The organism is Propionivibrio sp. (genome assembly GCF_017995515.1).
Taxonomy (GTDB): Bacteria; Pseudomonadota; Gammaproteobacteria; order Burkholderiales; family Rhodocyclaceae; genus Propionivibrio.
Genome location: NZ_JAGOIT010000003.1, coordinates 44031 through 58472 on the forward strand (window position 1 = coordinate 44031; position 14442 = coordinate 58472).

Annotated in this window: 15 protein-coding genes; all 15 read left to right on the forward strand. The window is 63.1% G+C overall.

Going from position 1 to position 14442, the window contains the following annotated elements; translation table 11 throughout:
• The first annotated feature begins 19 nt into the window (after positions 1-19).
• The 15 genes from KBA32_RS01025 (at position 20) to lptB (ending at position 14373) form a co-directional block, all read left to right on the forward strand.
• The gene (locus KBA32_RS01025; RefSeq protein ID WP_294353943.1) at positions 20-1027 is read left to right on the forward strand and encodes an ABC transporter permease; all 1008 of its coding nucleotides are present in this window, start codon (positions 20-22) and stop codon (positions 1025-1027) included.
• An 85-nt stretch (positions 1028-1112) separates the two neighbouring features.
• Positions 1113-2048 carry a sugar ABC transporter substrate-binding protein gene (locus KBA32_RS01030; RefSeq protein ID WP_294353944.1) on the forward strand — a complete coding sequence of 312 codons (936 nt, stop codon included), beginning with the start codon at positions 1113-1115 and terminating at the stop codon, positions 2046-2048.
• Between the two features lie 80 nt (positions 2049-2128).
• Positions 2129-3655 carry a sugar ABC transporter ATP-binding protein gene (locus tag KBA32_RS01035; RefSeq protein WP_294353945.1) on the forward strand — a complete coding sequence of 509 codons (1527 nt, stop codon included), beginning with the start codon at positions 2129-2131 and terminating at the stop codon, positions 3653-3655.
• A 56-nt stretch (positions 3656-3711) separates the two neighbouring features.
• Positions 3712-4476: an SDR family oxidoreductase gene (locus KBA32_RS01040; protein WP_294353948.1), complete on the forward strand. Its 765-nt coding sequence runs from the start codon at positions 3712-3714 to the stop codon at positions 4474-4476.
• 29 nt (positions 4477-4505) lie between these two features.
• Complete coding sequence (locus KBA32_RS01045) at positions 4506-5291, forward strand: glucose 1-dehydrogenase (RefSeq protein WP_294353951.1); 786 nt, start codon at positions 4506-4508, stop codon at positions 5289-5291.
• A gap of 345 nt (positions 5292-5636) precedes the next feature.
• The gene (ribBA, locus tag KBA32_RS01050; protein ID WP_294353953.1) at positions 5637-6764 is read left to right on the forward strand and encodes a bifunctional 3,4-dihydroxy-2-butanone-4-phosphate synthase/GTP cyclohydrolase II; all 1128 of its coding nucleotides are present in this window, start codon (positions 5637-5639) and stop codon (positions 6762-6764) included.
• A gap of 38 nt (positions 6765-6802) precedes the next feature.
• Complete coding sequence (ribH, locus tag KBA32_RS01055; protein WP_294353955.1) at positions 6803-7285, forward strand: 6,7-dimethyl-8-ribityllumazine synthase; 483 nt, start codon at positions 6803-6805, stop codon at positions 7283-7285.
• A complete protein-coding gene (gene nusB / locus KBA32_RS01060; RefSeq protein ID WP_294353958.1) occupies positions 7282-7779 on the forward strand; it encodes a transcription antitermination factor NusB in 498 nt (165 codons plus the stop codon). Before ribH ends, nusB begins: the two co-directional genes overlap by 4 nt.
• 83 nt (positions 7780-7862) lie before the next feature.
• Positions 7863-8831 carry a thiamine-phosphate kinase gene (gene thiL, locus KBA32_RS01065; RefSeq protein ID WP_294353961.1) on the forward strand — a complete coding sequence of 323 codons (969 nt, stop codon included), beginning with the start codon at positions 7863-7865 and terminating at the stop codon, positions 8829-8831.
• Positions 8812-9309 carry a phosphatidylglycerophosphatase A gene (locus KBA32_RS01070; RefSeq protein WP_294353964.1) on the forward strand — a complete coding sequence of 166 codons (498 nt, stop codon included), beginning with the start codon at positions 8812-8814 and terminating at the stop codon, positions 9307-9309. Before thiL ends, KBA32_RS01070 begins: the two co-directional genes overlap by 20 nt.
• Entirely contained in the window at positions 9306-9827 is a 522-nt protein-coding gene (locus KBA32_RS01075) for a CinA family protein (RefSeq protein ID WP_294353967.1), read from the forward strand. The genes KBA32_RS01070 and KBA32_RS01075 overlap by 4 nt, the downstream gene beginning before the upstream one ends.
• A 114-nt stretch (positions 9828-9941) precedes the next feature.
• Positions 9942-11981 carry a hypothetical protein gene (locus KBA32_RS01080; RefSeq protein WP_294353971.1) on the forward strand — a complete coding sequence of 680 codons (2040 nt, stop codon included), beginning with the start codon at positions 9942-9944 and terminating at the stop codon, positions 11979-11981.
• A gap of 146 nt (positions 11982-12127) precedes the next feature.
• A complete protein-coding gene (gene recA / locus KBA32_RS01085) occupies positions 12128-13153 on the forward strand; it encodes a recombinase RecA (protein WP_294353975.1) in 1026 nt (341 codons plus the stop codon).
• Between the two features lie 9 nt (positions 13154-13162).
• The gene (recX, locus tag KBA32_RS01090; RefSeq protein ID WP_294353978.1) at positions 13163-13609 is read left to right on the forward strand and encodes a recombination regulator RecX; all 447 of its coding nucleotides are present in this window, start codon (positions 13163-13165) and stop codon (positions 13607-13609) included.
• Between the two features lie 2 nt (positions 13610-13611).
• A complete protein-coding gene (lptB, locus tag KBA32_RS01095) occupies positions 13612-14373 on the forward strand; it encodes an LPS export ABC transporter ATP-binding protein (RefSeq protein WP_294353980.1) in 762 nt (253 codons plus the stop codon).
• Positions 14374-14442 lie beyond the last annotated feature (69 nt).

Consider the following 14442-nt stretch of genomic DNA (forward strand, 5'->3'; position numbering starts at 1 on the left):
ATTCAGGAGAGGTCAAACCGTGAGTACAACTGCATCCAACGTATCGGACTCCACCAAGCGCGCACAGGAAACGGTCTTCGCCGACCAGTTCTCCTGGGGCGACCGCATCATCGCCTACGCGCCGGCCCTGAGTCTTCTTGCGCTGTGCATCCTGTTCAGCCTGACGACCAACACCTTCTTTACGATCCGCAATCTGCTGAACGTCATCGATCAGCTGACCGTACTCGGGATCATGGCGCTCGGCATGACCGCGGTGATCGTCATCGGCGGGATTGACCTCTCCGTCGGGTCGATCCTGGCGCTGTCGATGATGGTCATGGGCTGGCTTTCCAACGTTGCCGGAATCCCGATGTCGTTTGCCATCATCGCTGCGCTGCTGACCGGCGCACTGTGCGGCATGACCTCGGGCTTGCTGGTTACGCGCGCCAATCTGCCGGCATTTATCGCGACGTTGGCGGTGATGTCGATCGCGCGCGGTCTGGCCAACATGGTCACCGACGGCACGCAGATCGTCGGTTACGTCGAGTGGTTCTCCGAGTTGTCGATCAACCGCTATTTCGGCTTTATCTCGGTCACCGTCGCCCTGTTCCTCGTTCTGACGGCGATTGCCTTCGTCTTCATGAAATATCGCTCGGGCGGGCGCGCGCTGTATGCCATCGGTGGCAATTCCGAGGTGGCGCGTCTGGCGGGTATTCCGGTCAAGCGCGTCACGGTGCTCGTCTATACGGTGTGCGGCGTGCTGGCCGGTCTGGCAGGCGTCGTCATGTCGACCCGGCTCGATTCGTCGCAGCCGAGCGGCGGCTTGGGCTACGAGCTCGACACGATCGCCGCGGTCGTCATCGGCGGCGCCAGTCTGTCCGGCGGGGTCGGCTCGATCTGGGGCACCTTGATGGGCGTCCTGACAATCGGTGTTCTGCGTAACGGCCTGAACCTGCTCGGGGTCTCGCCGTTCGTGCAACAGGTGGTCATCGGTCTCGTCATCGTCATGGCCGTGGCCGTCGATTCAAACAAGCGAAAGATTCGTTGATTCACATCCCAGGTAGTTGTTTTTCCGCAGTTTCCCAGGCAGTCGTTTTACTGAAGTTGCATAACCCACACACAAGGAGAGGTTCATGTTCAAGCTAAGCAAAATCGCCACCGTTATCGGACTCACTGCTGTTATCGCGACCAACTGTGCTTACGCACAAGGTTCCGGCAAGAAAATCGGTCTCGCCGTCGCCAACCTGCAGGCCGAATTCTTCAACATGATCAAGCAGTCGGTTGAAGCCTACGGTAAGGAAAAGGGCTACACCATCATCACCATGGACGCCAAGGGCGACGCAACGACGCAGGTCAACCAGATTCAGGACTTGATCACGCAGAAGGTTGACGCGCTGATCTACATCCCGGCCGGTGCAACGGCCGCCAGCGTTCCGGTCAAGGCCGCACGCGCAGCCGGCATCCCGGTGGTCAACGTCGACCGCAACGCCGATGGCGCGCCTGGCGATACCTTCATCCGCGGCGAATCGATCAAGGCGACCAAGGACCTGGGCGAGTGGATCTGCAAGCAGACCGGTGGCAAGGGCAACGCGGTGGTCATTCACGGCCAGAAGGGAACCTCGCCGGAAGTCGACCGCTTCAAGGGCTTTACCGAAGGCTTGAAGGCTTGCCCGGACATCAAGATCACGCAAAATCAATGGACCGAGCGCTGGGCGGCTGACGAAGGCAACAAGTTCGCACAGGACATGCTGCAACGCGATCCGACCATTTCGATCATCTTCGGCCAAGCCGACGGTATCGCGCTGGGCGCCGCACAGGCGGTCAAGCTGGCGAAGCCGGATCACAAGATCTGGGTCGTCGGTTACGACGGCGACATCGGCGGTCTGAAGGGCGTGCAGAACGGCACGCTCGACGCTACCGTGACGCAGCCGACGTTCACGATGGGTCGCATGGCGGTCGATACCGTGACCGAATTGCTGGCCGGCAAGAAGGTCAATCCGGATCAGCCGATGGAAGGCGTGTTGACGACCAAGGATAACGTCGAGCAGTTCCTGAAGAACCACCCGTAACCTCGATCCGGGTGCCCCGTGCGTCAGGTGCGGGGCACCCTTTTCCGGTTTCGTGAACAACACATGAATAGCTGAAATCTATGAGCGAGCGCGACGAATCATCTGCCGGGTGGGTGCCCGATCATCCGGGACTGGTCCTGCGCAACATCGGCAAGACCTACTACACCGTCAATGTGTTGAACGGCGTCAATTTGGAAGTCCGTCCGGGCGAAATGGTCGCCCTGATCGGCGAGAACGGCGCCGGCAAGTCAACGCTTTCCTCGGTCATTGCCGGCCTCATTGCGCCCGACGAAGGCGGCAAGATGTGGTGGCAGGGCAAGCCCTACTCGCCGACTGCGCCGGCGGATGCGCTGCACGCCGGGATCGGCCTGATCCACCAGGAAATGCGCTTGCTGCCGCACCTGTCAATCGCCGAGAACGTCTTTGTCGGGCGTCTGCCGATGAAGAACGGGCGGATCGATACCGCGTCGATGATCGAACGTTCGCAGCGCCAACTGCAGCGGCTCGGGCTCAACGTACCGGCGACGCGCAAGGTCAGCACCTTGCGCGTGGCTGCGCAACAGCAGGTGGAAATCGCCAAGGCGCTGACGCTGAATGCGAAGCTCCTGATCCTCGACGAGCCGACGGCGGCTCTGGGCGACGAGGAAACCGATCGCCTGTTCGAACAAATTCATAGGCTCAAGGCGGAAGGCGTGTCCTTTATCTACGTTAGCCACCGCCTTGCCGAAATCGCGCGCATCGCCGACCGTATTGTGGTCCTGCGCGACGGCCAGCAAGTCGCACAGCACGAAACCGCGCAGTTGCCGACGTCGGTCCTCGTGCGCGACATGGTCGGGCGCAACGTCGATCGTCTGTTCCCGCAGATTCCCGAGCCGCCGGCCGAAGCCCGGACGGCTTTGTCGGTGCGCAATCTGTCGGCGCCCGACGGGAGCTTCAAGGATATTTCCTTCGACATCCGTGAAGGCGAAGTCTTCGGCCTGGCCGGCATTATCGGCGCGGGGCGAACGGAATTGGTGCGCGCGATTGCCGGCGTCGACCCGATCGAATCGGGCGAGATCGTCATCCGCGACAAGAAGATCGAGATGAGGTCGCCGGCCGACGCGATCCGCGAAGACCTGGTGCTCGTCCCCGACGATCGCAAGGCGCTCGGCGTCGTTCTCACCCACTCGATCGGCGAGAACATGACCTACAACAACTTTGACCACGTGGCCCCCGACGGTTGGGTGCGTCCGACGAAGGCACGCCAATTCGCCGCCGAGATGATCCGTCGCCTGGGCGTCAAGGGCGCGCCCGAGCAGCTGGCCGGCAGCCTCTCGGGCGGCAACCAGCAAAAGGTGGTGATCGCCAAGTGGATCGCCCGCAATCCCAAGGTCATCATCCTCGACGAGCCGACACGCGGCATCGACGTCGGTGCGCGTGCGGCGATTTATGAAGTCATTGCCGAGCTGGCAAAGAGCGGCATGGCGGTGATCGTCGTCAGCTCGGATCTGGAAGAGGTGCTCGGGCTGTCGCATCGCGTGATGGTGATGTCGCGCGGCGAGGCGCGCGGGGTACTGCCACGCGCCGAAGTCGATAGCTCCAAGGTCATGGAACTGGCGGTCATCTAGGCCGACAGTCGATTCAATTCAGTCATCAGCGGTATTTCATTCTGAGGAGATAAACAATGGACTTGTTTCAACTGAACGGCGACGTCGCCTTTGTTACCGGTGCTGGCAGCGGCATCGGCCAACGTATCGCCATCGGCCTGGCCGAGGCGGGCGCAGCGGTTGCGTGCTTTGATCTGAAGGGCAGCGCCGGACTGGCGACGACGGTCGCGAGCATCGAGAAGTGCGGCGTCAAGGCGATCGCCATCGAAGGCGATGTGACGGTGGCCGACGACCTCGCCGCAGCCATCGCGCGCACCGAGAAGGAACTGGGCGCGCTGTCCGTGGCGGTCAACGCTGCCGGCATCGCCAACGCGATCGCCGCCGAGGACATGCCGATCGAGCAGTTCCAGCGCCTGATGAAGATCAACCTCGAAGGTGTTTTCCTCTCGTGCCAGGCCGAAGGTCGCGCGATGCTCAAGCACGGCCGCGGCAGCATCATCAACATCGCGTCGATGTCCGGTTCAATCGTCAACCGTGGTTTGCTGCAGGCGCACTACAACAGCTCCAAGGCGGCAGTCATGCATCTCTCCAAGAGCCTGGCGATGGAATGGTGCGATCGCGGCATTCGTGTGAACAGCATCAGCCCCGGCTACACGCTGACGCCGATGAACCTGCGCCCGGAAGTCGCCGAGCAGCGCAAGATCTTCGAGCGCGATACGCCGATCGGGCGCATGGCGACCGTCGACGAAATGGCCGGACCGGCGATCTTCCTCGCCAGCCGTGCCGCGTCGTTCGTCACCGGCGTCGATCTCTTGGTCGACGGCGGCTTCTGCTGCTGGTAAGCCATCTATATCGCCGAAGGGAAAGCAACATGGAAAAGCGTTTTGAAGGAAAAGTCGTCGTCATTACCGGCGGCAGCCGCGGCATCGGTAAGGGCATTGCCGAGCGCTTCGTGCGCGAGGGCGCCAAGGTCTGCGTCGTCGCCAACGATCCGCTGGTGCATGAAACGGCGGCTGAACTGCGCGCCATGGGGGCACAGGCGATCTCAGCCGAGACCGACGTGACCAGCAGCGAGCAGGTGAAAGCGCTCTACGAGCGCGTGGCGCAGGAGTTGGGTGAAGTCGACATCTCGATCCAGAACGCCGGTGTCATCACCGTGGCACGCCTGGAAGACCTGACCGAAGGCGAGTGGGACAAGATCCTCGCGGTGAATACCAAGGGTGTCTATCTCTGCTGCCGCGAGGCCGCGCTGCGCATGCGCAAGGCCGGCAAGAAGGGTCGCCTGATCAACACCGCGTCGACGCAGGCGCGCCAGGGCTTCATTTACACGCCGCACTACGCGGCGAGCAAGTTCGGCGTCATCGGCATCACGCAGAGCCTGGCGATCGAACTGGCGAAGACCGGCATCACCGTCAACGCCTTCTGCCCGGGCATCATCGGCACTGACATGTGGGCCTACAACGACGCCGTCTGGGGCAAGCTGCTCGGCGACTACAAGCCGGGCGAGCTGATGGCCGAGTGGGTCGAAGGCATCCCGATGGGCCGCGCCGGCACGCCGGAAGACGTCGCCGGGCTGGTCACCTTCCTCGCCTCCGACGACGCCGCCTACATCACCGGGCAGACGGTCAACGTCGACGGCGGCCTGTTCATGTCCTGATCCCTCCAGCGTCGGCGTCCGGCGCCTAGCGCCGCTGTATGCCGGCGTCCTTTTGGAAGGCGCCGTCCTTCCATTTTTTTGAGGGCTGTGCGTCGCTACCGACGGGCAGCCTTCGCCTTTTCCGGCCGCCGCGCGCGTCGCCTTGGCCACGTAATGCTAGCGCCCGATATTTGGGCGTGCGAAAATGTCCCATTGTCCGGATGGCGCCGTTATTGTGTTTTCGCGTCGTCGAGGCGGTTCCGCTGCGTTTCCCCCGACCGTTTCCGCGTGGTTCTGGCGACGCACGCGTTGCGGCGACTGCGCCATCCTCTTCTCCCTTTCAGATTGACTCTCCGGAGGTCACACATGTCACCACAAAGCGAATCGTCGGCCATTGCGTCGGTCGAGGAAATCGTCGAGGAAATCCGAGCCGGGCGCATGGTCGTGCTGGTCGATGATGAAGACCGCGAAAACGAGGGCGACATCATCCTCGCCGCCGACCACGTGACGCCGGAAGCGATCAACTTCATGGTCACGCACGCGCGCGGCCTCGTCTGCCTGACGATCACCGAGGCGCGGGCGCACCAGCTGGGCCTGGCGCAGATGGCGCACCACAATACGAGCCCGAACGGCACCGCGTTCACAATGTCGATCGAAGCCGCCGAAGGGGTGACGACCGGCATCTCCGCGCAGGACCGGGCGCGTACGGTGCAGGCCGCCATGGCGCGCAACGCCAAGCCGTCGGACTTCGTGATGCCGGGGCATACCTTCCCGATCGTCGCGCGCGAAGGCGGCGTGCTGGTGCGCGCCGGGCATACTGAAGCCGGTTGTGATCTGGCGCAGCTGGCCGGGCTGGAGCCGGCATCGGTGATCTGCGAAGTGCTCAAGGACGACGGCACGATGGCGCGCCTGCCCGATTTGATCAAGTTCGCGCAGGAACATGGTATCAAGATCGGCACCATTGCTGACCTGATCCATTACCGCAGCCGCAACGAGACGCTGATCGAGCGCACGCTGTCGAAGACCATTCAGACCGGGCACGGTGAATTCACGCTACACGCCTATACCGATCGTACGACCAACGACGTGCATCTGGCCTTGACCAAGGGCGCGATTCGTCCGGATAGCGAAGCGCTGGTGCGCGTGCATGAGCCGCTGTCGGTCCTCGACTTCCTCGACTCGACGCGCGGCCGCCACACCTTTTCGCTCGATCAGGCGCAGGCGGCCTTGTCCAAGGCGGAGTCGGGCGTCATCGTTCTCCTGCGTCGTCCGGAGAGCGGTGAAGACATCCTCGCCGCACTCGGGGAGCCGGCTGCGGGCCAGATGCCGGCGGCGAAGTGGGATCCGCGCATCTACGGGATCGGTGCGCAAATCCTGCGCGATCTTGGCGTGCGCAAGATGAAGCTCCTGGGCAGCCCGCGCCGCATGCCGAGCATGGCCGGCTTCGACCTGGAAGTGACCGGTTATATCGCCTCGCCGGCCGACCCGGCCTGATCTTTTTGCTGTCTCAGGATCTATTGGAAAGTACTGCAATGCCACGTTACGAAAACATCTACGAATACGAAACCGTCCTCGCCGGCAAGGGTCTGGCGGTCGGCGTCGTCATGAGCCGCTTCAACCAGGACATCGGCGAGGGTCTGCTCGCTGCCTGCACCGGCGAGCTCAAGCGCCTGGGCGTGGCTGAGGGCGATATCGAAATCGCCGCCGTGCCCGGCGCGCTGGAAATCCCGCTCGTCCTGCAAACGATGGCGCAGAGCCGGCGCTTCGACGCGCTTGTCGCCCTCGGTGCCGTGATTCGTGGCGATACCTATCACTTTGAGGTCGTCTCGAACGACGCCTGCCGCGCGGTCATGGAAGTCCAGCTCGAAACGGGCGTACCGGTGGCGAACGGCATCCTCACCTGCGAGAACGACGATCAGGCGCTTGCGCGCATGCAGCAGAAGGGTTCGGATTGCGCACAGGCGGCGGTTGAAGTCGCCAACCTGTTGCGCGCTGTCAGGGAGAAATCGGCATGAGCCACGTATCCGGAAAACCGGCAAAGGACGCCAAGTCCGAGAAGAGCGGCGGCAAATCGCCGCGTCGGCGCGCACGCGAGTTGGCGCTGCAGGGACTGTATCAGTGGCGTATCGGCGGCAACGATGAGGCGGCGATCGAAGCGCACCTCGCCGACGTGGAAGGCTTCGACAAGGCCGATCGCGAGTTCTTCGTCGGCCTGCTGCGCGGCGTGCTTGCCCAGCAAGCCGAGCTGCAGGAGCAGCTGCAGGCCTTCCTCGACCGCCCGTTCGCCGAACTCTCGCCGATCGAGGCGAGCATCCTGCTTGCCGGCGCCTTCGAACTCGCCAACTACCAGCAGACGCCGTATCGCGTGATCATCAACGAAGCCATCGAACTGACCAAGGGCTTCGGCGGCACCGACGGCCACAAGTACGTCAATGGCGTACTCGACAAGCTGGCGTTCAAGCTGCGTCCGGTCGAAGTCGAAGCCAAGCGCGCCGAGCGCAGGGGCTAAAAGCATTTTCCGGGCGTCGCCAGATTGCGCTCAAGGCAACGGCGCGGTCTCTGCGCGCACCCGGTTGTTGAACAGGTGTCTCAATGCCCTCTGAATTTGCTCTGATTGACCGTTACTTCGTGCGCCCGACGCCGCAGGCCGTGCTCGGGCCGGGGGACGATTGCGCCTTGCTGGCGCCGTCGCCGGGCATGGAGCTGGCAGTGACGACCGACATGCTGGTCGCCGGGACGCATTTCTTCGCCGATACCGACCCTTTTCAGCTCGGCTGGAAATCGCTGGCGGTGAATCTGTCCGATCTGGCCGCGATGGGCGCCCGTCCACGCTGGGTGCTGCTCGCCGGCAGCCTGCCCAAGGCCGACGAGGCGTGGATCGCAGCCTTCACCAAGGGGTTTTTTGCCTGTGCCGAACGCTACGGCGCCGACCTCGTCGGCGGCGACACGACGCGCGGGCCGCTCAACCTGTGCCTGACGGCGATGGGCGAGGTGCCGTCCGGCGCGGCCCTGCGTCGCGATGGCGCTCGCGTGGGCGACGACCTGTGGGTTTCCGGCCAGATCGGCCTCGCCGCGCTCGGCCTCGCGCAGTTGCAGGCGCGAACGCAGCTGCCTGAGGCGCTAGTCTCGCGCTGTATTACCGCGCTGCAGCGGCCGCTGCCGCGTGTCGAACTCGGCCTCGTCCTGCGTGAACGCAAGCTCGCTCGTTCGGCCATCGACATCTCGGACGGTCTGCTCGCCGATCTCGGACATATCACTGAGCGTTCGCGCGTCGATGCGGAAGTCGTTCTCGGTCAGCTGCCGTATTTGCCCGCCGGCGCCGATCCGCAACTGGCGCGCCAGTGCCAGCTGGCCGGTGGTGATGACTACGAGCTTGTCTTTTCGGCCGCACCCGAAAAGCGCGCCGAGATCGCTACCCTCGCCGCCGAGCTCGACCTTGCCCTCTGGCGTATCGGGCAGATCGTCGCCGGCTCCGGTGAAGTCCGCCTGCTCGATGCGGACGGGCAGTCTGTTCCCGTTTCCGACAAGGGGTTCGACCATTTTGGACATCAAGAAAAGTAAGCCGCCGTCCTGGCGTTTCCTCTTCTCGCATCCGGCGCATCTCGTTGCCTGCGGCTTCGGCAGCGGGCTGTCGCCGTTTGCGCCGGGCACCGTCGGCACGCTGTTCGCTTGGGCCACCTTCTACCTCTTCCGTCCATGGCTGGGCGATCTGGCGCTCCTCGCCGTGTTCATCGCCTGTTTCGTCATCGGTGTGGCCGCCGTACACAAGACGGGTGCGGATCTCGGTGTCGTCGACCATGGCAGCATCGTCTGGGACGAAATCGTTCCTTTCTGGCTGGTGCTCCTCTTTTGTCCGGCTGGCTGGCTCTGGCAGACGGCGGCGTTCCTGCTCTTCCGTTTTTTCGACATCGTCAAGCCGCAACCCGCGCGTTACTTCGATACCCGGGTCAAGAACGGTTTCGGCGTGATGACCGACGACCTGTTTGCCGGCGTCTACACCGTCCTGGTACTGCAGGGTGCGCTTTTCCTCCTCTCATGAACTCGCCGCAATCCGTTCCCGACCAGACCGCGCTCGAGGCGCTCGCCGCTGAAGTCGGCGCGCTGCTCGGTGCCAACGGGCAAAAACTTGCGACTGCTGAATCATGCACTGGGGGCTGGGTTGCACAGTGCCTGACGGCGATTGCCGGCAGTTCGGACTGGTTCGAGCGCGGCTTCGTCACCTATTCGAACGAGGCCAAGCAGGAGATGCTCGGCGTCGCCCGCGAAACGCTCGATCGGCACGGTGCGGTGAGCGTGGCGACGGCGCAGGCGATGGCACAGGGGGCGTTGCGGCGTAGCCGGGCCGACTGGTCGGTGGCGATCACCGGCATTGCCGGCCCCACTGGCGGCTCGCCTGACAAGCCGGTCGGGACGGTCTGCTTCGGCTGGGCCGGCCCCGACGGCTTCACCACCACCGAGCTGTGCCACCTCGCGGGTAGTCGCGCAGAGGTGCGCGCGCAGTCGGTGGCGTACGCCTTGCATGGCGTCCTGCAGCACGCGGCGATCCTGCGCGCCTGAGTACGCATCGTGGGCGCTGCCGTTTATGCACAGTGCAAAAACAGGGAATAGTTCCTCGCCCGAGGCTGTAGTCCCTCGTTTAGAATGCGCCTTGGAATATATCGTCGGATTCTGATGTTCTCACTCACTCCCAACGCCCTGCGCAGTAGCGTAACTGCAGCGGTTCTATCGGCCTTCCTGTTTACATCGGGAAATGCCGCGGCGCTGGGTTTGGGGGATCTCGTCGTGCGCTCGTGCCTCGGCCAGACGCTGCGTGCCGAGATCGGGCTGCTTGAGGCGCCCGGACAGGGCAACCTTGGCGAAACGTGTTTTCGCCTGGGCGAGGCGGCAGGCGGCGAGAACCTGCCCGTTCTGACGCAGGGCCGATTGCGCCTCGAACAGAGTGGAGGCCACAACCGGCTGGTGATCACGTCGTTGCAGACGATCAATGAACCCGTGCTCCAGATCAATGTGCACGTGGGCTGTGGCGCCGAGCTGGTGCGCAGCTATACGTTGTTGATCGATCCGGGTCCGACTGACGGAGGCGTGCCGGCCGATGTCGATGACGGACGTGGCCGGCCGGCGGTGCATGACAATCCACCGCATCCGCGGCCCTCCGTCGCGCCTGTCGATGATTCCTATCCGACGCTCTGGGAGTCGGTCGAGGGCGAATCGGCAAAGTCCATCACCCAGGCGCTGTTCCCGCGCCAGCCACGCGCGCAACGGCGCTTTCTCAACGCCTTGCGCGAGGCCAATCCGCAGGTCGAATTCGGCGAAACGGGGGAGCAGCCGCTGGACGCCGGGGTGTCGCTGCTCATCCCCGATACCCGGCGCGCGCCTGTCATACGCAAGACGACGAAACCCAAAGACCGACCGTCTTCGCCGCCGGCGCAGAAGCCGGGCGAGCTTGCCAGCGTCTCAGCGACCGGGCAGATGTCGGATCGTCTGACGATTTCCGGCGATGCGGTTACAGCAAGCGATGCCGGCAGTGTCGGCGATGCCTTCGATCCAGCCTTGCGCTATTCATCCGATCTGTCGATTGGTTTCTCGGACAAGGTCAGCGACAACACGCGCGCTATGTTGCGCGTTGAATACAAACTCTTGAACGCGCTCGTCTTCCAGGCGGAAAAGCAGCTTGAGCTGGCCGAGCAGTTGCGCAATCTCGAAGCGCGTTTCGGGGAAATGCGGGCGATTAACGAAAGTGTGGCGAACCCGGCCGTGGCGCAATCGCAGCCGCCGCTTGCCGCAAAGGCGCCGGATGAGGCAGTGCTCGCCGACGCCGCGCAGCCCAAGGAGAAGGTCAAGCCGGCAACAGCGGTTCCGGTGACGGACGCGCCCGTGTGGTGGCCGCCCACACTCTTGCTCCTGGCCTTGTCCGGCCTTCTCGCCTGGTGGCTGGCGCGTCGTTCGCGCGCCGGTAAAGCGGCCGTTGTAGCGGCGGACTCGTCTGAATCTGATTTGCGCGCTACGCCCGGGGCGTTCGTCGTACACGACACGCTGACGCGAGCCGATCCCGTGGACGCGGTCGAGAGCAAGGTTGCGGCGACGGCGCCCGTGTTCCAGGCCGACATTCCGCTCGACGTCTCCAAGCCGTTGCCCTTCCACGACGACCATGACGCACGAACGGCTCCGCCGGCCTCTGCGATCGAAGTGAGCCACGTGGAAGAAGCCGACGATTCTGGCACGGTGCTGGAACTGGCGGAAATCATGGTCTCCTTCGGCCGGATCAAGGGGGCGTGCCAGGCGCTGGCCGAGTACCTCGAAAATAACCCGGACGCGTCGCTACTCCCGTGGCTGAAGCTCCTGGAAATCTACCGGATGAACGATATGCGCGACGAGTTCGTCGACTGCTCGACGCGCCTCCGGTCGCACTTCAACGTGGCGCCGGCAAGTTGGGACGAGGCCGGCGCGTGCCTTGGCGAGAAAATCGAGCCGCTCGACGAGAGCGAGTTGTCGATTGACGACATCCTGCAGAAACTGCCCACGGTCGGGACATTCCCTCATGTCCGGGAAGGCATCGCCAAAACCTGGGGCACGAACGAGGGCCTGACCTACCTGAAGCACTTGCTGCGCGATACGCGTAACGGCCAACGCACAGGGTTCCCGCTGTCGATTGCGCGCGAAATCCTGTTCCTGCTCGATCTCCTGGAGGCGCGTCTGCTTACCAGGGTGTGAGCGAGACGCAAGCCGCGTTATGTCGATTACTGTTTCTTGTCCAGATTGCTGTATATAATCACAGTAATTGGCCGTGACGTTCGGGCGCAGCTTCAACGCCGGTCGAACATGAGATAATTTCCGCCGATCAGGACAAAGGACAAGAAATGGACGACAACAAGGCAAAAGCACTCGCCGCGGCGCTGGCGCAGATCGAGAAGCAGTTTGGCAAGGGCTCGATCATGAAGATGGGCGACGGCAGCATCGCCAACGACATCCAGGTCGTCTCGACCGGTTCGCTCGGCCTCGACATCGCGCTCGGCATCGGCGGTCTGCCGCGCGGCCGCGTCGTCGAAATCTACGGACCGGAATCGTCGGGTAAAACCACGCTGACCCTGCAAGTTATTGCCGAAATGCAGAAACTGGGCGGCACGGCGGCCTTCATCGACGCCGAACACGCACTTGATCCGACGTACGCACAAAAGCTTGGCGTCAATCTCGACGACCTCTTGATCTCGCAGCCGGACACCGGCGAGCAAGCGCTCGAAATCGCCGACATGCTGGTGCGCTCCGGCAGTGTCGACGTCGTCGTCATCGACTCGGTCGCCGCACTCGTGCCGAAGGCCGAAATCGAAGGCGAGATGGGTGACTCGCTGCCCGGTCTGCACGCCCGCCTGATGAGTCAGGCGCTGCGCAAGCTGACGGGGAACATCAACCGCACCAACACGCTGGTCATCTTCATCAACCAGATCCGCATGAAGATTGGCGTCATGTTCGGCAGCCCGGAAACGACGACCGGCGGCAATGCGCTCAAGTTCTACGCCTCGGTGCGCCTCGACATTCGCCGCATCGGTGGCATCAAGAAGGGCGACGAAGTGGTCGGCAACGAAACGCGCGTCAAGATCGTCAAGAACAAGGTGTCGCCGCCGTTTCGCGAAGCGATCTTCGACATCCTCTACGGTGAAGGTACGTCGCGCGAAGGCGAGATCATCGAACTCGGCGTCGCGCACAAGCTGGTCGAAAAATCGGGCTCCTGGTACGCCTACAACGGCGAGAAAATCGGTCAGGGCAAGGACAACGCGCGCGAGTTCCTGAAGGCCAACCCGGCGATCGCCGAGGAGATTGAGGCGAAGATCCGTGCCGCCGTGAACGTGCCGTCGGCCAAACCCGTTGGCGCAGCCGCCACCGAATAAGAAGCAAGGATGAGCGTCTCCCTGCGCGAACGGGCGATACGCATGCTCGTGCGGCGCGAGCATGCACGCGCTGAGTTGGCGCGCAAACTGGCGCCGTACGCGGAGTCGGTCGAGGAAGTCGACATCCTGCTGAACGATCTGACGGCAAGGCGTCTGCTATCGGATGCGCGCTATGTCGAAGCCAGAGTTGGCGCGCGACGAGCCCGCTTTGGCGACGCGAGGCTGGCCTTTGAACTGCGTACGCAGGGCGTTGCCGATGAGCTGGTCGACGCTGCGTTAGCCGGTGGTGAAGATGAATTGACCCGGGCGCGCCAGATCTGGGAAAAGAAGTTTGCGGGAAAGCCGTGCGCAGGCGATGCCCACGAGCGGGCGCGCCAGAGCCGCTTCCTGATGAGCCGCGGATTTTCCGCGGAGACTGTCCGCCGCGTGCTGCGTGGCGATTTTGAAGACGATTGACGATGTCCCTCCACATTGAAGGCAATGATCCGCAACGTGCGCAGAGCCTGCTGACCACGCGCAACCTGAAGAAGATCTACAAGAAAAGAACGGTCGTTCAGGACGTCTCGCTCGAGGTACGCAGCGGCGAAGTGGTCGGTCTGCTCGGGCCGAACGGCGCCGGGAAGACGACCTGTTTCTACATGGTCGTCGGCCTGGTCGCCTGTGATGGGGGCGACGTGTTCATCGACGAGACGAAGATCACGCACTTGCCGATCCACCGGCGCGCCAGGCTCGGCGTTTCCTATCTGCCGCAGGAGGCGTCGGTCTTTCGCAAGCTGACGGTCATCGAAAACATCCAGGCCGTTCTCGAATTGCAGAACCTGACTCCGGCGGTCATGGAGAGTCGTGCAGAAGAACTGCTCGAGGAACTTCACATCGGGCACATTCGCAACAGCTCCGCCGCGTCGCTGTCGGGCGGTGAACGCCGGCGTGTCGAGATTGCCCGCGCCTTGTCTACCGATCCGCGTTTCATTCTGCTCGATGAGCCGTTCGCCGGCGTCGATCCGATCGCCGTGCTCGATATCCAGAAGATCATCCGCTTCCTCAAGGAGCGCGGAATCGGCGTCCTGATCACCGATCACAACGTGCGCGAGACGCTCGGTATCTGCGATCACGCCTATATCCTCAACGAGGGAAGCGTGCTCGCGGCTGGCCGTCCGGATGAAATCATTTATAATGAAAATGTCCGGAAAGTATATCTGGGCGAGAACTTCCGCCTCTGAACGTGATTTGTTGCTGCGGGAGTCAAAGAATAAGCGGTAGCCTCCCTCAATCCGGCAGCTGATCAGGCA

Excerpts from the sequence above, each read along its gene's own strand:
- KBA32_RS01030 (WP_294353944.1), top strand. The coding sequence starts at position 1,113 with ATGTTCAAGCTAAGCAAAATCGCCACCGTTATCGGACTCACTGCTGTT.
- KBA32_RS01040 (WP_294353948.1), top strand. The coding sequence starts at position 3,712 with ATGGACTTGTTTCAACTGAACGGCGACGTCGCCTTTGTTACCGGTGCT.
- ribH (WP_294353955.1), top strand. The coding sequence starts at position 6,803 with ATGCCACGTTACGAAAACATCTACGAATACGAAACCGTCCTCGCCGGC.
- thiL (WP_294353961.1), top strand. The coding sequence starts at position 7,863 with ATGCCCTCTGAATTTGCTCTGATTGACCGTTACTTCGTGCGCCCGACG.
- lptB (WP_294353980.1), top strand. The coding sequence starts at position 13,612 with ATGTCCCTCCACATTGAAGGCAATGATCCGCAACGTGCGCAGAGCCTG.
- nusB (WP_294353958.1), top strand. The coding sequence starts at position 7,282 with ATGAGCCACGTATCCGGAAAACCGGCAAAGGACGCCAAGTCCGAGAAG.
- KBA32_RS01035 (WP_294353945.1), top strand. The coding sequence starts at position 2,129 with ATGAGCGAGCGCGACGAATCATCTGCCGGGTGGGTGCCCGATCATCCG.
- KBA32_RS01080 (WP_294353971.1), top strand. The coding sequence starts at position 9,942 with ATGTTCTCACTCACTCCCAACGCCCTGCGCAGTAGCGTAACTGCAGCG.
- recX (WP_294353978.1), top strand. The coding sequence starts at position 13,163 with ATGAGCGTCTCCCTGCGCGAACGGGCGATACGCATGCTCGTGCGGCGC.
- recA (WP_294353975.1), top strand. The coding sequence starts at position 12,128 with ATGGACGACAACAAGGCAAAAGCACTCGCCGCGGCGCTGGCGCAGATC.
- KBA32_RS01045 (WP_294353951.1), top strand. The coding sequence starts at position 4,506 with ATGGAAAAGCGTTTTGAAGGAAAAGTCGTCGTCATTACCGGCGGCAGC.
- ribBA (WP_294353953.1), top strand. The coding sequence starts at position 5,637 with ATGTCACCACAAAGCGAATCGTCGGCCATTGCGTCGGTCGAGGAAATC.
- KBA32_RS01075 (WP_294353967.1), top strand. The coding sequence starts at position 9,306 with ATGAACTCGCCGCAATCCGTTCCCGACCAGACCGCGCTCGAGGCGCTC.